Annotated in this window: 18 protein-coding genes; 7 read left to right on the forward strand and 11 right to left on the reverse strand. The window is 68.3% G+C overall.

The annotated features are described in order from the left end of the window. Positions 1-3: 3 nt before the first annotated feature. From ABIB15_RS06290 to ABIB15_RS06310, 5 genes are read right to left on the reverse strand one after another with little or no spacing between them, the layout of a single operon-like run. Entirely contained in the window at positions 4-1,242 is a 1,239-nt protein-coding gene (locus ABIB15_RS06290) for an Nramp family divalent metal transporter (RefSeq protein WP_354476145.1), read from the reverse strand. Positions 1,243-1,251: 9 nt separating this feature from the next. Further along, entirely contained in the window at positions 1,252-1,878 is a 627-nt protein-coding gene (gene rdgB, locus ABIB15_RS06295) for an RdgB/HAM1 family non-canonical purine NTP pyrophosphatase (protein ID WP_354476146.1), read from the reverse strand. A gap of 2 nt (positions 1,879-1,880) precedes the next feature. After that, positions 1,881-2,630: a ribonuclease PH gene (gene rph, locus ABIB15_RS06300; protein WP_354476147.1), complete on the reverse strand. Its 750-nt coding sequence runs from the start codon at positions 2,628-2,630 to the stop codon at positions 1,881-1,883. After that, positions 2,627-3,466, reverse strand: a complete 840-nt coding sequence (gene murI, locus ABIB15_RS06305) for a glutamate racemase (RefSeq protein ID WP_354476148.1) — start codon at positions 3,464-3,466, stop codon at positions 2,627-2,629. The genes rph and murI overlap by 4 nt, the downstream gene beginning before the upstream one ends. A gap of 42 nt (positions 3,467-3,508) precedes the next feature. After that, on the reverse strand, positions 3,509-4,975 hold the full coding sequence (locus ABIB15_RS06310; protein WP_354476149.1) for a cryptochrome/photolyase family protein: 1,467 nt from the start codon (positions 4,973-4,975) through the stop codon (positions 3,509-3,511). Between the two features lie 75 nt (positions 4,976-5,050). Between ABIB15_RS06310 and ABIB15_RS06315 the strand changes: the two genes are divergently transcribed. The 3 genes from ABIB15_RS06315 to ABIB15_RS06325 are packed head-to-tail and all read left to right on the forward strand — an operon-like array spanning position 5,051 to position 8,084. Then, positions 5,051-6,349: a nicotinate phosphoribosyltransferase gene (locus tag ABIB15_RS06315; protein WP_502908914.1), complete on the forward strand. Its 1,299-nt coding sequence runs from the start codon at positions 5,051-5,053 to the stop codon at positions 6,347-6,349. Between the two features lie 30 nt (positions 6,350-6,379). Next, entirely contained in the window at positions 6,380-6,874 is a 495-nt protein-coding gene (locus ABIB15_RS06320) for a cation:proton antiporter regulatory subunit (protein WP_354476150.1), read from the forward strand. 7 nt (positions 6,875-6,881) lie between these two features. Continuing rightward, positions 6,882-8,084 carry a cation:proton antiporter gene (locus ABIB15_RS06325; RefSeq protein ID WP_354476151.1) on the forward strand — a complete coding sequence of 401 codons (1,203 nt, stop codon included), beginning with the start codon at positions 6,882-6,884 and terminating at the stop codon, positions 8,082-8,084. Here the strand turns inward: ABIB15_RS06325 and ABIB15_RS06330 are convergent. Genes ABIB15_RS06330 through ABIB15_RS06340 form a run of 3 tightly spaced genes read right to left on the reverse strand, consistent with a single transcriptional unit; the run spans position 8,074 to position 11,410 of the window. After that, entirely contained in the window at positions 8,074-8,337 is a 264-nt protein-coding gene (locus ABIB15_RS06330; protein ID WP_354476152.1) for a DUF3039 domain-containing protein, read from the reverse strand. The two genes, ABIB15_RS06325 and ABIB15_RS06330, sit on opposite strands and share 11 nt — an antisense overlap. 23 nt (positions 8,338-8,360) lie before the next feature. Beyond that, complete coding sequence (locus ABIB15_RS06335; protein WP_354476153.1) at positions 8,361-9,932, reverse strand: ABC transporter permease; 1,572 nt, start codon at positions 9,930-9,932, stop codon at positions 8,361-8,363. Beyond that, positions 9,908-11,410 (reverse strand): ABC transporter ATP-binding protein, encoded by a 1,503-nt coding sequence (locus tag ABIB15_RS06340; protein ID WP_354476154.1) that lies wholly within the window; start codon positions 11,408-11,410, stop codon positions 9,908-9,910. Before ABIB15_RS06340 ends, ABIB15_RS06335 begins: the two co-directional genes overlap by 25 nt. Positions 11,411-11,633: 223 nt before the next feature. Here ABIB15_RS06340 and ABIB15_RS06345 point away from each other — a divergent pair, with 223 nt between their 5' ends. The 4 genes from ABIB15_RS06345 to ABIB15_RS06360 are packed head-to-tail and all read left to right on the forward strand — an operon-like array spanning position 11,634 to position 14,737. Next, positions 11,634-12,326: a phosphocholine cytidylyltransferase family protein gene (locus ABIB15_RS06345; RefSeq protein ID WP_354476155.1), complete on the forward strand. Its 693-nt coding sequence runs from the start codon at positions 11,634-11,636 to the stop codon at positions 12,324-12,326. Positions 12,327-12,369: 43 nt separating this feature from the next. Continuing rightward, the gene (locus ABIB15_RS06350; protein WP_354476156.1) at positions 12,370-13,167 is read left to right on the forward strand and encodes an ABC transporter permease; all 798 of its coding nucleotides are present in this window, start codon (positions 12,370-12,372) and stop codon (positions 13,165-13,167) included. Continuing rightward, the gene (locus tag ABIB15_RS06355; RefSeq protein WP_354476157.1) at positions 13,167-13,940 is read left to right on the forward strand and encodes an ABC transporter ATP-binding protein; all 774 of its coding nucleotides are present in this window, start codon (positions 13,167-13,169) and stop codon (positions 13,938-13,940) included. The genes ABIB15_RS06350 and ABIB15_RS06355 overlap by 1 nt, the downstream gene beginning before the upstream one ends. Further along, positions 13,937-14,737 carry a hypothetical protein gene (locus ABIB15_RS06360; protein ID WP_354476158.1) on the forward strand — a complete coding sequence of 267 codons (801 nt, stop codon included), beginning with the start codon at positions 13,937-13,939 and terminating at the stop codon, positions 14,735-14,737. The genes ABIB15_RS06355 and ABIB15_RS06360 overlap by 4 nt, the downstream gene beginning before the upstream one ends. A gap of 5 nt (positions 14,738-14,742) precedes the next feature. On the opposite strand, the gene ABIB15_RS06365 is transcribed toward ABIB15_RS06360, so the two are convergent. From ABIB15_RS06365 to ABIB15_RS06375, 3 genes are all read right to left on the reverse strand, one after another. After that, on the reverse strand, positions 14,743-16,410 hold the full coding sequence (locus tag ABIB15_RS06365) for a PAS domain-containing sensor histidine kinase (protein WP_354476159.1): 1,668 nt from the start codon (positions 16,408-16,410) through the stop codon (positions 14,743-14,745). Positions 16,411-16,539: 129 nt separating this feature from the next. Beyond that, positions 16,540-17,838: a CDP-glycerol glycerophosphotransferase family protein gene (locus ABIB15_RS06370; protein ID WP_354476160.1), complete on the reverse strand. Its 1,299-nt coding sequence runs from the start codon at positions 17,836-17,838 to the stop codon at positions 16,540-16,542. Positions 17,839-17,870: 32 nt separating this feature from the next. Then, positions 17,871-18,746, reverse strand: a complete 876-nt coding sequence (locus tag ABIB15_RS06375) for a glycosyltransferase family 2 protein (RefSeq protein ID WP_354476161.1) — start codon at positions 18,744-18,746, stop codon at positions 17,871-17,873.

Here is an 18,746-nt window from a genome sequence, read left to right on the forward strand (position 1 = left end):
GTCCTATCCGCTGAAAATGGTCAGGAAGATGAGCGCGACATTGAGCGACACGACCAGCAGGACGATGATACCCAGCACCCACCGCACGGGGGCTCCGTTGACCTGCTCGTGCATGAGCGCACGATCGTTGGTGAGCCGCAGTAGCGGGATGAGCGCGAAGGGAATGCCGAAGCTCAGCACCACTTGGCTGACGACGAGCGCCCCGGTCGGGTCGACACCCGCGCCGAGCAGAGCGAGCGCGGGGATCAGCGTGACGAATCGGCGCACCAGGAGCGGGATCCGCTTGTGCAGCAGGCCCTCCATGATCGTGGCACCCGCGTACGACCCCACGGAAGTCGACGCGAGGCCCGAGGCCAGCAGCCCGACAGCGAACACGAGCGCGATCCCGGGCCCGAGTGCCCCCGCGATGGCCGCATGCGCGCCCTCGATCGTGTCGGTCCCCCGGGCGCCCTGCAGGTTGGCGGCGGCGAGCAGCAGCATCCCGAGGTTGACGATCCCGGCGATCCCGAGCGCGAGGCCGACATCCCAGCGGGTGGCGCGGAGGATGCGGATGCGCGCCGGCACGCTCGTCGCGTGGCCGTGGCGGTCCCGGGCGAGCGCGGAGTGCACGTAGATCGCGTGCGGCATGACCGTCGCGCCGAGCATGCTCGCGGCGAGGAGCACGGAGTCCGTCCCCTCGAAGCGTGGCACCAGCCCGGACACGATGCCCCCGGCGTCCGGTGGGTTCACCACGAGTCCAGCGAGGAATCCGATCCCGATGATCGCGAGCAGGCCGATGATGATGGACTCGAACGGGCGCTGGCCGTAGCGGTTCTGGGTCGCGAGCAACACCATCGACACGATTCCGACGATGAGCCCACCGAGGAACAGCGGAATGTCGAACAGCAGGTAGAGGGCGATGGCACCGCCGATCACCTCCGCCAGGTCGGTGGCCACCGCGATGAGCTCCGCCTGCACCCAGAAGGCGCGACGGGAGCGGGTGCCCAGGCGCTGGCCGAGTAGCTGCGGGAGTGTGCGGCCGGTCACGATTCCGAGCTTCGCGGATTGGTACTGCACGACCGCGGCCATGACGTTCGCAGTCACGATCACCCAGACCAGGAGGTAGCCGTAGCGCGCACCGCCCGTGAGGTTCGCCGCAACGTTGCCGGGATCCACATAGGCGATCGCGGCGACGAACGCCGGTCCGAGCAGGAGGACGCCCCTCAGGCTTTTTCGGTCGTCCACTAGTTCTGTTTTCGGCATCCCGAAACTCTAGCCGAGCAGCTGCTCCCGCACCACCACGATGAGGCGCTCGAAGGCGATCGCCCGATGGCTGATCGCGTTCTTCTCGTCCGGGGTCAGCTCGGCGGACGAGACCGAGTAGCCGACCGGCGAGAAGATCGGGTCGTAACCGAAGCCGTGGGTTCCGACCTCCTCGCGCAGCACCGTACCGGGCCAGATTCCCGTCTCTACGTGCTCGAAGCTGGCGGCGAGTTCCGGCGGGCCGTCGGGGCCGACCGAGCCGACCGCCGGTGGAACGACGAGGGCGGCTGCGCACTCGAAGTGCGCGCTGCGCGACGACTCTTCGGCGAGGTTCTCGAGCAGCATTCGGCGGTTGTCTCCGTCGTCACGGGTGCCCGCGTACCGGGCGGAGTGGATGCCAGGGGCTCCGCCGAGCGCGTCGACGCAGATGCCCGAGTCGTCGGCAATAGCGGGAAGACCTGTGTGCAGTGCCGCGGCGCGGGCCTTGATCAAGGCGTTCTCGGCGAACGTGTCGCCGTCTTCAACCGGCTCCGGGCCGTCGTAGCCGATGAGTTCGATGCCCTCGAGCTGTGGACCGAGGATGCGGCGCAGCTCCTCGACCTTGTGTGCGTTGTGGGTCGCGAGCACGAGTCTCACGCTCAGCCCCTCAGGCTCGCGAGCTGCAGCTCGGTGAGGGTGGAGGTGCCGCCGACCGCGAGGTCGAGCAGAGCGTCGAGCTCGCGCCGGTCGAACGGGGCGGCCTCGGCGGTGCCCTGCACCTCGACGAACAGCCCGCGGCCGGTGACGACGACGTTCATGTCAGTGTCCGCGCGCACGTCCTCGGTGTAGGCGAGGTCGAGCATGGGCACTCCCCCGACGATCCCGACCGAGACCGCGGCGACGCTGTCGATCAGCGGCTTCGCATTCTGACCGATGAACCGCTTGCTGCGTCCCCACTCGAGAGCGTCGGCGAGCGCGACGTACGCCCCCGTGATGGCCGCGGTGCGCGTGCCGCCATCGGCCTGCAGCACGTCACAGTCGATGACGATCGTGTTCTCGCCCAGCGACTTCATGTCGACGACGGCGCGCAGCGAGCGGCCGATGAGGCGGGAGATCTCGTGCGTGCGCCCGCCGATGCGGCCCTTGACCGACTCGCGGTCCATGCGGTCGTTCGTCGAGCGGGGCAGCATGGCGTACTCGGCGGTGACCCAGCCCTTGCCCTTGCCTGCCATCCAGCGGGGAACGCCGTTCGTGAACGACGCGGTGCAGAGCACCTTGGTTCGTCCGAACGAAATGAGCGCCGAGCCCTCGGCCTGCTCGCTCCAGCCTCGCTCGATCGTGACGGCGCGCAGCTCGTCGCTCGCGCGGCCGTCCTTGCGGGGGGCGATGATGGGGAGGGCGTTGGTCATTGTTGCCTTTCAGGTAGGTGGATGACTCCAGTCTCGACCAGTTCGACGTTCTGGACCTCTGGTCCGAGGAACCGCCTGGCGAGGGACATGAATTCGGACTGGCTGTCGCCGGTTGCCTCGAACCGATAGATCGGCTTCGCGCCGGCAGAGCGTTCGAGGCCGTGCTTGACGAGCGTGCGATAGACGTCGAACGCCGTCTCCTCCGCGCTCGAGACGAGGGTGACACCGTCGCCCATGACGTACTGGATTGCCGCCGACATCAGCGGATAGTGGGTGCAGCCGAGCACGAGCGTGTCGATTCGGGCGGCCTTGAGCGGGGCGAGGTAGCCGCCTGCGACAGCGAACAGCTCGTCGCCGCTCGTCACGCCGGCCTCGACGAACTCGACGAAGCGGGGACAGGCGCGCGTGAACAGTTCCAGGTGCGGTGCCGCGGCGAACGCGTCCTCGTAGGCGCGGGAGGACACCGTGCCCGCCGTGCCGATCACCCCCACCCGGGAGTTGCGGGTCTGCCGCACGGCGGCACGCACGGCCGGCTGGATGACCTCGACGACGGGGATGCCAAGGCCCTGTGTGTACCGCTCGCGGGCGTCGCGGAGCATCGCTGCCGACGCGGTGTTGCAGGCGATCACGAGCATCTTCACACCCTGGGCGACGAGGTCGTCCAGCACCGCGAGGGTGTATTCGCGCACCTGCGCGATCGGCTTCGGACCGTAAGGTGAGTGCGCCGTGTCGCCGACATAGAGCACCGACTCGTTCGGCAATTGGTCGATGATCGCCCTCGCGACGGTGAGCCCACCCACCCCGGAGTCGAAGATTCCTATCGGCGCGTCGCTCACGGAAGTCGAGTTTACCGACGTGCGGGCGGGACCGCTGTCGCGCTAGAGAGTGTCCCGGCGAGATTCCTGGTCGACGACGGCCTCCCTGTCCGCGAGCCGGCGCAGCCCGGCGAGGGGCTGGGCCATGCGGTGATTACCGCGCAGCACCGGTTCGACCCGGTCGAGGAACGCCCAGTAGCCGGCCGTGAACGGGCACGCGTCGGGCCCGAGCCTGACCTTGGGGTTGAAACGGCAGCCGCCGCAGTAGTCCGTCATCGTGGAGATGTAGGCGCCGCCGGCCGCGTACGGCTTCGTCGCGACGATGCCGCCGTCGGCGTGCTGGGACATTCCGATCACGTTCGCGGGCATGACCCACGGCGTGCCGTCGACGAACATGCTGACGAACCAGTCGTTGAGTTGTCTGGGCTCGTAGCCGCGCTGAAGTGCATGGTTGCCGATGATCATGAGCCGTTGGATGTGATGGGCCCATCCGTGCTCGGCCACGCCGCGGATCGACTGGCTCAGGCAGTTGGCCTCGATCCGATCGGCGTCGAGTTCGAGCAGGGCCGCCGGAAGCGGCTCGTGCGCGCCGAGCGCGTTGTGGGAGTTGGTGTAGTCCTCGCCCAGCCGCCAGTAGAGGTGCCATACCCAGTCACGCCAGCCGGCGATCTGCCGCACGACGCCCTCGACGCTGGCGATCGGTGCACGGCCCGCCCGGAACTCCGCCACCACCGTGTCAATCACCTCGACCGGGTCGATGAGGCCCAAATTCAGGGGCGCGCTCAGCAGTGAGTGCGCCATCGTCCAGTCGCCCGTGAGCGTCGCATCCTCGAAGGGTCCGAAATCTCCCAGCCTGCTCTCGACGAAGTCGGCGAGCACCGCCTTCGCCTCGGCAGCGGTCGCCGCAAATCGGCGCGGGCCGTCGGCGCCGACCAGTCGCACGCGGCCCTCAGCCTGCCACCGGTCGAGGTCGGCGCGCACCTCGGCGTCGATCTCGTCCTCCTCAGGCCAGCGCGGCTCGGGAAGTCCGAGCGTCACCGCATTCTTCGGCGGCCGCTGCCTGTTGTCGTGGTCATAGTTCCATTGGCCGCCGGCTGGGGTGTCCCCGTCCATGAGGATGCCCGTGCGTTGCCGCATCGCGCGATAGAAGTCCTCGAGCAGCAGCCGTTTGGCGCCGCGCCGGTCGGCCCAGGCGGCGAACTCCGCCTCGCTCGTGACGAAGCCACGGCTCGGGAGGACCTGGGCCCCGACCTCCCGGACCAACGCCCGCGCCCGGTATGAGGTGGGATCGATGACCTCCAGGTCGTCGCGGCCAGCGACCGCATCGCGGTACCGGTGCACCTGGTGGAACTCCACCCTGTCGCCGAGCTCCGCCGCGCGGTGCCGGATGGCCGACAGGATCAGGTGGGCCTTCGCGCGGTGGATGGGCCCCCGCTCAAACACCGAACGCGCCTCGACGAGCAGCATCCGCCCGCCGTCGTCGAACTGCTCACCCAGCTGGCCAGCGAGAATCCAGCGAACACGCTCCATGCCACCCACCTCCCGTGCTGGGAATGCTAGCTGCCCAGATCACGCCGAAGCTGCACGCGGCCTAGGCTCGAGACCATGACGACCGCGCTGCTGACCGATCGCTACGAACTCACGATGATCGACGCCGCCATCAGGGCGGGCACCCACGACCGCGAATGCGCGTTCGAGGTATTCGCGCGCCGTCTGCCGGATGGCCGGCGGTACGGGATCAACGCGGGAACCGGGCGGCTGCTCGACCTCATCGCCGACTTCCGGTTCGGCGACGCCGAGCTCACCTGGCTGCGCGACAGCCGAGTCGTCACCGCACCGACGCTCGACTGGCTGGCCGACTACCGCTTCAGCGGTGACATCTGGGGATACCGGGAGGGCGAGGCCTACTTCCCGAACTCCCCGCTCCTGGTCGTGCAGGGCAGCTTCGCGGAGGCCGTCGTGCTCGAGACCCTCACCCTTAGCGTGCTCAACTACGACAGCGCGGTCGCGAGCGCCGCCGCCCGGATGGTGGGCGTCGCCAACGGGAGGCCGATCGCCGAGATGGGGTCTCGCCGGGCGAGCGAGCGCAGCGGGGTCGCCGCAGCGCGCGCCGCGTTCATCGCCGGGTTCGGGGCGACGAGCAACCTCGAGGCCGGGCGCACCTGGGGCATTCCCACGATGGGGACGGCGGCGCACGCGTTCACCCTCCTGCACGATACCGAGGAGCAGGCCTTCCGAGCCCAGGTCGACGCCCTCGGCCCCTCCACGACACTGCTCGTCGACACGTACGACGTGAAGGAGGCGGTCGATCTCGCGGTCAAGGTGGCGGGCCCCTCTCTCGGCGCGGTGCGCATCGACAGTGGCGACCTGCCCGAGCAGGTCGCGACGGTGCGCAAGCAGCTCGACGGACTCGGCGCGCCGACGACCAAGATCACCGTGACCAACGACCTCGACGAGTACACGATCGCGGCGCTCCGCGCCGCACCGGTCGACTCCTACGGGGTCGGCACCTCGGTCGTGACCGGGTCGGGACACCCGGCCGCCGGATTCGTCTACAAGCTCGTCGCTCGGCGGGACGGCTCGGGAGCGTGGGTGTCGGTCGCCAAGAAGTCCGCCGCGAAGGCGACCGTGGGCGGACGCAAGCTGCCCGTCCGGGAGCTCAATGGCGGCATCGCGACCTCCGAGACCATCCATGTCGGCGAGGGCGCCGGGCCGGCGCCCGGCGCCCGGCCGTTGCACGTGCGCCTCATGACGGCGGGGGTGCCGGACGAGCGCTATCGCGGCGCAGCCGGAACGCTTCTCGCCCGGGACCATCGGGCGGCGGCCGTCGCCGAGCTTCCCGCCGATGCGCTGCGACTGAGCCGCGGTGAGCCCGCGATCCCGACCGTCTACGTCGAGGCCTGAGAGCCCGGCCCCGCTGTTAGGGTGGCGAGCGTGAGCGTACGCATCGAGAAGGTCGAACTGCCCGGGATCGGCACCCGGCATGACGTGATCACCGAGGCGGGCCGACGAATCGGCGTTGTCTCACACCGGTCGGGCAAGCGCGAGCTGGCCGTCTTCGACGTCGATGACCCGGATGCCGCGACCGACTCGATCGAGCTGAGCGACGGCGAAGCCTCCGCCCTCGCGGACGTTCTCGGAGCCTCCGTCATGCTGGGCCAGCTCATCGGCATCCGAGAGCAGGCCGCTGGGCTCGCCACGGAGCAGCTCGTGCTCGCACCGACCTCGCCCTACGTCGGCGGAGTGCTCGGCGACACTAAGGCGCGCACCCGAACGAGCACCTCCATCGTCGCCATCGTCCGCGGCACGGAGGTCATCCCGTCCCCGACGCCCGACACCCCGATCCGGGCCGGCGACACGATCATCGCCGTCGGCACCCGCTCGGGACTCGACGCGCTCGCCCGACTGCTCTCCACCGGCCCCAGCTAGCAGCGCCGTGTCCGAGTCGACCATCCTGCTCGTAGAGGTAGGAGCGCTGTTGCTCGGACTCGGCCTCCTGTCGCGCTTCGCCGACCGGATCGGGGTCTCACCGATTCCGTTCTACCTGGTCGCTGGGCTCGCGTTCGGCGACGGGGGGATACTCCCCCTGTCGGGCGGAACTGAGTTCTTCGAGATCGGCAGCGAAATCGGGGTGATCCTGCTCCTACTCATGCTCGGACTGGAATACACCGCAAGTGAGCTCGTCACGAGCCTCACGAAGTCCCGCACTGCCGGGCTCGTCGACGCACTCTTCAATGCCCTGCCCGGCGCACTGTTCGCCCTCGTGCTCGGGTGGGGGCCCGTCGCCGCGGTCGCCCTCGCCGGGATCACCTGGATCTCCTCCTCGGGCGTGATCGCCAAGGTGCTGCGTGACCTCAAGCGACTCGGAAACCGCGAGACGCCCACGATCTTGTCGATCCTCGTGCTCGAGGACCTCGCGATGGCGTTCTACCTTCCGGTGCTCTCGGCACTGGTGCTCGGTGCCGGCATCGCCGCGGGAGCCACTGCACTCGTCGTCGCGGTTCTCGTCGTGCTCGTCATCCTCTACGTCGCGCTGCGCCACGGCCGGCTGATCTCGGCGATCTTCGCGCCGAACCACCCGGAGTCCCTGCTTCTCGGAGTGCTCGGCCTCACCATGCTCGTGGCCGGACTCGCACAGCAGGTCAACGTGTCGGCCGCGGTCGGAGCGTTCCTGGTCGGCATCGCCCTGTCCGGTCGGGTCGCCCACAACGCCCAGCCCCTGCTGTCCCCGCTGCGCGACCTGTTCGCGGCGGTGTTCTTCGTCTTCTTCGGGCTGGCGACCAACCCCGCGGACATTCTCGAGGTGCTGCTGCCGGCCAGCATCCTCGCGGTGATCACCATGGTCACCAAGACGTTCACGGGCTACCGGGCCGCCGCCAGCGCCGGCTTGGGAATCCCGGCCCGCTGGAGAACGGGCCTGACCCTCACACCGCGCGGCGAGTTCTCAATCGTGATCGCCGGGCTCGCGGTTGGCGCGGGAGTCGAGCCCCGGCTGGCTCCGCTGGCCACCGCCTACGTCCTCATCACCGTCGTCTGCGGACCCCTGCTGGCCCGGCTTCCCGAGGCCGGGTGGTTCAGAAACGCGCTGCGGCGGCAGACCGCCCGGGCGGGAACCGCGCCCGTTCCGCCTATTTCTTGAGCTTCTCGTAGATCTCTTTGCAGGTGGGGCAGACAGGGAACTTCTCCGGATCGCGCCCGGGTAGCCAGACCTTGCCGCACAGGGCGATCACCGGCTTGCCGCTCAGCGCGGACTTCATGATCTTGTCCTTCTGCACGTAGTGGGAGAAGCGCTCGTGGTCGCCCTCCTCCAGCTGCTCCTGATTGAGCAGCTCTTCGAGTTCGCGGTCGAGGGTCGACGTGCCGCCGCCGCCTTCTTGAGTGTCGTTGGCCATGACCCAATCGTACGTGCGAGCGGTCAGTTGCGCATGGTGAACGCGAGCAGCTCCGGTCCGCGGCGGTCGAAGATTCGACCGCCGAACCAGACTCCGAGCGCGAGGGTGGCCGCCCCGACGCCGAGTCCGGACAGCAGCGAGTAGAGCGGCAGGTCGCCGCCGTCGGTGAGACCGAGCAGCCCGAAGCCCAGTGCGGGAAGCGTGAGGGCGACCGTGGCGATGAAGGCGGCGGCCTGGATGAGTGCTGCCGCGCCGCCTGTCGACTGCGGTTGGGAGAACGGGCTGTCCCCCGGCTGCACCGACGGGTATGGGAATCGGGCCGACAACAGGCTCGACAGGCCGAGGCCGGCCAACAGGATGCAGGCCGAAACGCCGATGAGCGAGGCGAGCACGCTGGGATCCGGGTAGAACATGGCCGAGATCGGGGCGCCGACGGCGATGAGCACTGTGCCCAGCACGAGAACGGGAACGACGCGCCCCAGGCGGTCCGCGGCACCCGAGGTGTTGGAGGCGACATGGAGCCAGACGGCGGTGTTGTCGTAGGCGACGTCGTTGTGAAGTGACCAGCCGAGGAAGAGACACATGACCGGCAGCGGGAGCACGGCGAGATTTTGCCAGTACACCCCGCTGATCAGGAACACCACGATCATGAGCATCGGCACGATCGGCACGATGACCAATTGCACCCGGTATCTCGCGTCGCGCACCCAGTAGGTGAAGCTGCGAGCGGCGATGGCTCCGAGCGGGGTCGCCGGCAGGCGATCGAACCAGCCAAGCCCCGTGTAGGCCCGCACGCGTGCCTCACGGTGGGGAGTGACGAGCATCGCTCCGACGAGGGCCCGCCAGGCGAGCCAGAGCAGCCCGGCGCTGGCGATCGCGATCATGAGCTTCTGCACGGCGGCGTCCGAGGCGCCGGTGGCCGCGTCGGCGGGCGCCGCCCAGGCCGCGCCGAGCGGTGTCCAGCCGAGCACATCCGCGATCCCGCCGAGCGCGGCGATGCCCTCGCCGGCCCAATCGATCCCGGCGAGCACCGCGATCGTCGGCGTCAGCGCGACAAGAGCCATCAAGGCGACCAGCCCACTGATCTCGCGCGCGCGGCGTGTGGCGAGCAGGAAGGCCGCGAGCGAGGTGCTGACCCGCGCGCCGAGAACGCACGTCACGACGATGACGACGGCGCCGACCAGTGCAAGGACCACCGGGAACGGTCCCCTGCTCCACGTCACGATCTGGGCGACGGCGACCGCCGTGATGACCACGCTCGGCACGCCGACCAGCGCCGTGAGGGCGAGCAGGCCGGCAAGTCGCGACGTCGGCAGTCCGAACAGGGCGAACTTGCGGGGGTCAAGGGTGTCGTCGACCCCGAACACGAGTGGGACGACGAGAAAACCGAGAACGACGAGGGAACCGAACACCACGACGATGCTGCGCGCGAAATCGGCATCCGCGAATCGCAGCCCGACGAGGGTAGCAACGACGAACGCGGAGGTTGCGAGGCCGTAGAGCAGCGCGACGGAGATTCCGACGATCTGCCACGGGCTTCGCTTGAACGTATTGGCGAGCAGCCGGAGCTTCAGTCCGAGAAACTGTGCAACCACTCCATGCCCTCCGCTGCCTTGCGACCGCCGGCCAGTTCGACGAAGCGGTCCTCGAGCGTTGCCCCCGCTCGCACCTCGTCCATCGTGCCGCTCGCGAGAACCACGCCGCGCACGATGATCGCAACCGAATCGCAGATGCGCTGGATCAGGTCCATGCTGTGGCTCGACATCACGACGGTGCCGCCGGCCTCCGCATACTTCTGGAGGATCTCGATGACATTCGCTGCCGACACCGGGTCGACCGCCTCGAACGGCTCGTCGAGGATGAGCACGCGGGGCGAGTGGATCATGGCAGCGGCGAGGGCGATCTTCTTCATCATCCCCGCCGAATAGTCGGTGACAAGCCGGTCCAGGGCGTCCTCCAGCCCGAAGGCGGCGGCGAGGTCGACCGAGCGCGCTCGCACAGTCGCCCGATCGAGCTTTCTGAGCACGCCGGAATAGTGAAGCAGCTGGGCACCCGTGAGCCGATCAAACAGGCGCAGCCTGTCGGGCAGCACTCCCATATTGCGCTTGGCCACGACGGGATCGCTCCAGACATCGGCACCGTGCACGAGGATGCGTCCGGCGTCGGGTCGCAGCAGTCCGGTGACCATCGACAACGTCGTGGTCTTGCCCGCGCCATTGGGGCCGACGATTCCGAAGATCGAGCCCGCCTGCACCGTGAGGTCGATCCCGGCGACGGCGGCGACCGACCCGAAGCTCTTGCGGAGTTGCTCGATCACGAGGACCTTCTCGCGCCGCGCGGCGGGATTCTTGTGGACCGTCGTCGTCTTCGGGGCGCGGGCTGTGCCGGGTGCGCTGACGGGCAGGACGTCTGGCGTGGCCTGCGGCTGCGCCGCGGGTAGAGCGGTGGTCGGCCGAACGTCCGCTCGCGCGGTCGTGCGGCGGAAAGCAGCGGGAGGGTCGATGGGGCCCGGCGCGATCGTCGGCGGGGTCGTCGGCGCAACCGACTCTTCTGGCGGATTTGTCGCGCCTGTCGACTTTGTCGCGCCTATCGATTTTGTCGCGGCGGCCGGGGTCCGTGGCGCAGCCGGCGTGCGCGGCGCAGGGGCCGACGCCCCGGCGACCGGGGCCGCCCTGGGGGCGCGTGGCTTAGCCGGCGGCTTCGGAGATGGCTTCGGTGCGGGGTTCACCGCCGGCGCGTCGGCGTCGCCCACCGGCTCCGCACGCTGGTCTTTGGCCTGATCGGCGCTACGGCCGTCCGCTGGCGTGGCCGGTTTGCGGGGCGCACCTGGTTTGCGTGCCGCTGCCGGTTTGCGTGGCGCTGCCGGCTTGCGGGGCGCAGTGGGCTTGCGCGCTGCTGCGGGCTTCGTGGCGGCAACGCCAGGTTCGACGTCGGCGGTGACTGAAGGGCCGGTTGGGGTCTGCGCCGCCCCGGTCGACGGCTCCGCCGAAGGCTCGTCGACGGTGCGCGCGTGGTCGGTGATGGGCTCGGCGGCCGCTTCGGAAGCCGCATCAGAATCGGTTTCGAAGTCCATTGTGCAACCGTATCAACGCGTTGCCGAGAGGGCGTGCGTAACCCGAATTGCGCGTCGAATCCGGGGCGCGCAAAATCCCTACTGCCCAAAAAGGCCCCCTGCAGGTAAGCTGGGCACAGCACAACGAGGTGTCTAGATCCGAGTCACGAGATGAATAGCAGGTAAAGAGCGCATCGCGCTGAGCTCTCCCGACTCGTCGAAAGCCAATCTGAGGAGACAAATCGTGAGCACGCAGGTAGTTATTCTGGCCGCTGGAATGGGTAGCCGACTCGGCCGATCCCTCCCGAAGCCCCTGACGCAACTCAGCGACGGCCGGTCCATCATGCAGCAGCAGTTCGAGAACATCGAGCACGCCTTCGGCAACAGCGCCCAGGTGACCATCGTTGTCGGCTACAAGCTCGAGCACATCATCGAAGCTTTCCCGCAGGCGTCGTTCGTCTACAACGAGCAGTACGACCAGACCAACACCTCCAAGAGCCTGCTGCGCGCACTGCGGGCCTCAGGCCCCGGCGGGGTGCTGTGGATGAACGGCGACGTCGTCTTCGACCCTGCCGCGTTGGTGCGGGCCGCGAAGATGGTCGCCCGCGACCAGTCCTTCGTCTCGGTCAACCGCGAGAAGGTCTCTGACGAGGAAGTCAAGTACACCACTGACGCCGAAGGGTACATCCGCGAACTGTCCAAGACGGTCAAGGCCGGGCTCGGCGAGGCCGTCGGCATCAACTACGTCTCTCGCGGCGACAAGGCCGCCCTGATCCGCCAGCTCAGCAAGGTCGGCGACCAGGACTACTTCGAGCGCGGCATCGAGTTGGCCATTGAGCAGGACAAGCTACGATTTGAGCCGATAGACATCTCCGACTTCTACGCCGTAGAGGTCGACTTCGCGGAGGACCTCGAGAGGGCCAACCTCTTCGTCTGACGCCGGAGTGCGGAATGTCTCCCGAGTAGAGGATTCCGCGAACGTGACTGCCGCTCTCGCCACGCGACCGCACCGGTCCCCCTTCCAGCGGTATCGGCAGTCGCTGTGGCTGCTCACCCAGCGCGACCTGAGGGTGCGCTACTCGACGTCGCTGCTGGGCTACTTCTGGTCGATCCTCGACCCGCTGGTGATGGCGGCGATCTACTGGTTCGTGTTCACCCAGGTCTTCGACCGAACCGTGGGCGAGCAGCCGTACATCGTGTTCCTGCTCACCGCACTGCTGCCGTGGATGTGGTTCAACGGCGCGGTGGCCGATTCCACGCGCGCGTTCCTGCGCGAGGCGAAGCTCATCCGCTCGACCAAGATCCCCCGCACCATCTGGGTGAACAGGCTCGTGCTCTCCAAGGGGATCGAGTTCGTTGCGAGCCTGCCCGTGATCGCCGTGTTCGCCATCGCGACGGGTGCGCAGCTGCACTGGGAGGCCTTCTGGGTTCTCCTGGGGATCGTGCTGCAGGCGGTACTGCTCGTCGGCATCGGACTCATCGTCGCGCCCCTCGTCGTGTTCTTCCGCGATCTCGAGCGTGCGGTGAAACTCATGCTGCGGTTCCTGTTCTACGCCTCCCCCATCATCTACGGACTGTCCGACCTTCCCGACGGCCTGCACTTCTGGGCGGCCTTCAACCCGCTCGCCGGCATCTTCTCGCTCTACCGGGCCGCGTTCTTTCCCGAGCAACTCGACTGGTACGCCATCGGCATCGGCAGTGTGGTGTCGCTCGCCTTCCTCGCGATCGGCCTGGTCGTCTTCGCCAAGGTCGAGCGTGCCGTGCTGAAGGAGATCTGATGACACTCACCGAGAAGCTCGAGGCCCGGATCGGCCACCCGGTGATCGAGGTGACGGACGCCGGCATCCGGTTCAGGCGCAACCGTCGTTCCCGCCGCAGCTTCAAAGACCTGTTTGCCGGTCGCAACCGCCGTGGGCGGCCGGACGAGTTCTGGCCCCTTCGCCGAGTGAGCTTCAGCGTGCATCCCGGTGAGGCGATCGGCGTCGTCGGCCGCAACGGGCAGGGAAAGTCCACGCTCCTCAAGCTCGTCGCGGAGGTCATCCTGCCCGACGAGGGCGTTGTCCGGGTCGGTGCCGGTGTCGCACCGCTCATCGAGATCACCGGAGGATTCGTCGACGACCTCTCGGTTCGGGATAACGTGTTCCTCACCGCCGGACTGCACGGCATGAAGAAGGCCGAGATCGAGGAGCGGTTCGACGAGATCATCGCGTTCGCCGAGATCGGCGACTTTCTCGATACGCCCTACAAGCACCTCTCGAGCGGGATGCGGGTGCGGATCGCGTTCGCCGTCATCAGCAGGCTCGAGGAGCCCGTCATTCTCGTCGACGAGGTTCTCGCGGTCGGCGACAAGGCCTTCCGCGAGAAGTGCTATCGCCGCATCGAGGAGCTGCTCGCCGGCGGGCGCACCCTATTCTTTGTGTCCCACAACGAGAGGGACCTCAAGCGCTTCTGCACGCGGGGTCTCTACCTCGACAAGGGCGCGCTCGTCCTCGACGCGCCGATCCAGGATGTCCTTGCCCGCTACAACGCCGATTACGGGGTGAAACCATGACCGCAACACAAGACGAACGCAGGCCTCCCGCCCAGATGGAGAAGGGGATCGAGCGGCTCCTGTCGGTGCAGCGCCCGCTCGTGCTCGCTCACGTGCGAAGCATCCGAAAGCACCATCCCGACGCGTCCCCCGACAAGGTCATCCGCATTCTCGAGCGCCGCTACCTCACCGCCGTCACCGGCGGCGGGGCCGCTGTCGGGGCCAGCGCCGTGATACCCGGGGTCGGGGTCGGAATCTCGCTCGCGCTTTCCAGCGTGGAGACCGCGGGGTTTCTCGAGACGAGCGCCCTGTTCGCCCAGTCCGTGACCGAGGTGCACGGCATCGCGGTGGAGGATCCCGAGCGGGCACGCACCCTCGTGATGGCGATGATGCTCGGCACCGCCGGGTCGGACCTCGTGCGCCAACTCGCGGGCCAGGCATCCGGATCGGGGCAGAACCGGAACCGCTTCTGGGGGGACCTCGTCACACGGACGGTGCCGCAGTCATCGATTGGCAAGATCGCCGACCGGCTCAAGCACGTCTTCATCCGCCGCTTCGCGGCGACCCAGAGCGCCACGGTGCTGGGCCGGGCAATCCCGTTTGGCATCGGCGCCGTGATCGGCGGAACCGGCAATCACATTCTCGGCAAGCGGGTCATCACGAGCTCACGGCAGGCGTTCGGCCCACCCCCGGCGAGCTTCCCGATCGAGCTAGAACCGCGCGCCGAGACCGACTCGCCCCGGCTGCCGCTCCGGGCGCTCCGCCGCCGGATGAAGCTGCGCGCGCGCATCGAACCGGACTCGCCCACGCACGACTAGACGGACTATGTCGCGACGGGCAGCGACATGCTGAACTTCGTGCCGACGCCCTCCTCGCTCTCGACATCGAGGTTGCCCCCGTGCGCGATCACGATCGCCTTCGTGATGGTGAGCCCTAGCCCGACTCCGGCGACGGCGTTGCGCGTCGCAGTCGACGCCCGGAAGAACCGGGAGTAGAGCTGGTCGAGTTCGTCGGCGGGGATGCCCATGCCGGTGTCACGCACGGTCACGACAGCATCCGGGCCGGTCACGGAGAGCCCGACGGTGACCGACCCTCCGCGCGGGGTGAACTTGATCGCGTTCGAGAGGAGGTTGTCGCACGCCTGCCCGAGGCGGATGGTGTCGCCGCGCACGAGCGGCGAGACGTCGGGCAGATCGACGAACAGCTCGACCCCGGCGGCCGCCGCGACGGGCTTCGCGGATTCGATCGTGCCGGAGACGACGTCGTTCAGGGGCACATCCGAGAGGGAAAGGGGGAACTTGCCCGATCCGACCTGGGCTGTGAACAGCAGGTCGCCAACCAGCCTGAGCAGTCGATGGGCATTCCGCTCAGCGATGCCGAGGTACTGCAGCTGGTCCTCGTCGAGCGGTGCGACGTCGTCGTCCCGGAGCAGCTCGAGGTAGCCGAGGATCGACGTGAGCGGGGTGCGCAGCTCGTGCGAGACGAGACCGATGAACTCATCCTTGAGCCGCGCTACCTCGAGAGCCCGGGTGAGGTCGGTGCCGACGAAGATGTAGCCGATTGTCGATCCCTCCGCATTGGCGCGCGGTGTCACCGCCACCTCCACGGGAAGGCGCGAGCCGTCGTGGCGCACATAGGTCCACTCGCGCACCTCGGCGCGGCCGAGTCGCGCCGTCTCGACCAGGGCCGAGAACCCGGGGTTCAAAACGGTCTCGCCCGGCGGGTAGTTGAGCTCTTTCGACCTCCGCTCGAGTTCGTCCGGGAGGTGGAACTCGAAAATGGATCGGCGCCCCTGGGTCTCGCTCGGGGCGAGGCCGAGCATGAAAGCGGCCCCGGGGTTCCAGACGTCGATGCGTCCGGTGAGGTCGGTGCCGATGACCGACTGCTCGGTGACGGCGTCGAGCACGCTGCGTGTGAGCTGATCGGCTGCGAGCAGGTGGGCCTCGTTCTCGCGGAGCCGCTCGGTGCTCTCGGCGGCCGCAGCCAAGAGGAGCGCCCGTTCGGACGCGAGCGCCCTGATCGATTCCAGCTGGAGCCGCCCTTGGCGGGAGAGTTCGTTGATGACCGTTGCGCCGAGACCGATCGAGACCGGACCGAGGATGCCGCGGACCCAGCCGACGCCGTCCTCGGGCGGCGCCCACGAGACGACGTACGGCAGCATGAGCGACGCGGCCGAGCCGAGCGCGGCGACGAAGATCCATCGCCGGCCGTCCTCCGCGGCGATCCAGACAACCGGCAGCAGGATCAGGCTCGCGAAGAGGGCTTCGACGCCGGCAGGCGTACCCGCGCGGAACAGGCCGATCGAGACGAGGGACAGGCCCGGAACGATGAGGGTCCACGTGCTCTCGCGCCCCAGCATCCCGAACGCGATCGAGACGGCGATCGCACCGGCCATGATGAGTGAGCCGACGCCGATCAGGGAAAGGTCTGACACAAACACCGCCGGATTGGTCAGTGCGATCACGAGTCCGATCGAGAAGGCGATTGCCATCGGCAACTGCTTGAGCACTGGCGCGGGAAAGCCCACTCCCTGCCGTGCCCTGACCTTGCGAGCTCTGGCTGTCATAACCGCGTCGATCCCCCCGAGAACTGTGACGGATTCACTCTATGAGCTTGAGCGTCATCCCGCTGGGAGGCCCGGCTCCTCATCTTCGACGCCGTCGTCCGCTCCGACGTCGCGCAAATCCGCATCCTCCGCGTGAGCGACAGCGTGCCGGTCCCACTCCTCCATGAGCTGGCTGACCGCCGCATGGAACCGCGCCGTCGCGCGACCGGGCGAGGTGTCTCCGAAGTGGTGGGTCACCCAGTGCTCGAGCCTCTGGCGGGACTCCTCACTGCCCAGCGCTACCGCGATGAGCTCGACGACACCGCCCGCGCCGTGGGCGGTGAGCCAATCGGCGTCACCGAGATACCCGTCCAGATCGACCTCGGCCTCCGGTGAGACCGGGCGCGTGACGAGCAGCGGCTTGCCCGTCGCGAGCCGGTCGTAGACCATTGCCGAGATGTCGCAGATCGCGATGTCGGCCGCGACGAGCTGCCAGCCGAGGATGGGGCCATCGTCGAACACGTGGTGCGCCGCCGGCTCGCGGCGGTTCGCGGCGGCGATCGCGGCGATGATCGCCTCGTTCGCGGCCTTGTAGTCGGGGTCGACGACTCCGCTGCGCGGGTGCGGGCGGTAGATGACGCGGTGGCGGCCGGTCGCCAGCAGCGCCGTGACGGTGGCGACGCCGTGGCTCGCGATGGACCCGTAGGCGGCGGCGAGCCGGTCACCTTCCCAGGTCGGCGCGTAGAGCACGACAATGCGCTCGTCAGGGGTATAGGGCAGGGCGCCGGCGAAATGGTCTGCCTGCGGGCGGCCGATCGGGATCGCCCGGCGCGTGACATCGAAGTCCCACAGCTTGCGACGCAGGCGGTCGAGGGCGGCCTGGCCGGCGACGAAGGCGTAGTCGTATGCCTTGAACTGGTTCGTCGTCATGTACATCTTGTCGCTCTCACCATGGTTGATGAAGACGTGCCACATGCGCCCGTAACGCATCATCTGGAAGTTTCTGGCGTTCTGGTTGACGTAGAACACGATGTGCGGTTCCTGGTCGGCGATGAACGACTCGAGATCGACGACCTGACGGACGTACATCGTGGGAACGGGCGCCTCGGCGAGGAGCGTGAGTGCCGTACCGGGCGACCGTGAGATGATCGCCACGGGCCAGGTCTTCGCGAGCTCGGCGAGAGGCGCGTACCACTGGCGGATCTGGTACATGTTCACCGCCGAGTCGGCGAAATACACGGCGATGCGGATGCTCCCGGGCGCCGGGGCGACGAACTCCGGTCGTCTCCTGGCGAGCTCCTTCCGGGTCTTCCGCGACCGCAAGAGCGATTGCGTGAGCCGCGTCGCCGCTCTCAGGTCCTTCAACAACGCCATGCGACAACTCCAGAATTTCGACGAAACGACAATTAGATCAGCGGCGGTCTGCCGGATCGCGTCATTCGCCACACTGTTACCCAGCCGATACGGCGCCGCTCCCCCGCCGGCTCCCGCCAGCCCGCCATCCAGCCACCGAACCAGGCCCTCAACGCCGCAGGGCGGCGCGCCCAACGAATGAGCTGCACCCCGGTCCACGCCCCGACGTACAGCGGGATGAACACCAACGGGAGGTTGCGGCGGGCGAGCCAGACGCGGTTGCGGGCGTTCAACCGGTAGTAATACGCGTGCCGGGTCGGCTCGATCGCCGGATGATGGGCCACGAGGTCGCCGGCGTACCAGACACGCAGCCCCTGGTCCCAGACACGCCAGGCCAGCTCGATGCCCTCGTGGGCGTAGAAGAACGACTCGGCCCAGCCGCCGGTGGCGTCGAATACCGGGCGGGGAAGCAGCACGGCCCCCTCCCACACCGAGAAGACGTTTCCGGAGTCGGTCGCCTCGCCCTTGCGGATGCGCGGAACCCAGCGGCGGGGGTTCGTGGCCCCGGACGGGTCGACGACGCGCGGCTGGAGGAGTCCGATGTCGGGCTCGAGCCGGAGCTTCGCGATTGCGTCGCTGAGGAATGTGGTGCTCGGGATGCTCGCGTCGTCGTCGAGAAAGAAAAGGTACTCACCTGTAACGTGCTCGACGCCGCGGTTGCGCCCCGCGGGTATCCCGAGGTTCTCGGGGAGCGCCACGGCCCGCACGCCGCTCGGCAGACCGACCGGCTGCCACCCGTTTCCGACGACGACGACGTCGAGCTCGACGCCTTTCTGGGCGAGGATGCTCTGGATGCCCCGGTCGAGGTCGGCGGGACGGGTGCCCTGAGTCAGCACCACCACGCCAACCAGTGGCACACCGGCCGACAC

The sequence above is a fragment of the Marisediminicola sp. UYEF4 genome, assembly GCF_040546025.1.
Classification (GTDB): domain Bacteria; phylum Actinomycetota; class Actinomycetes; order Actinomycetales; family Microbacteriaceae; genus Marisediminicola.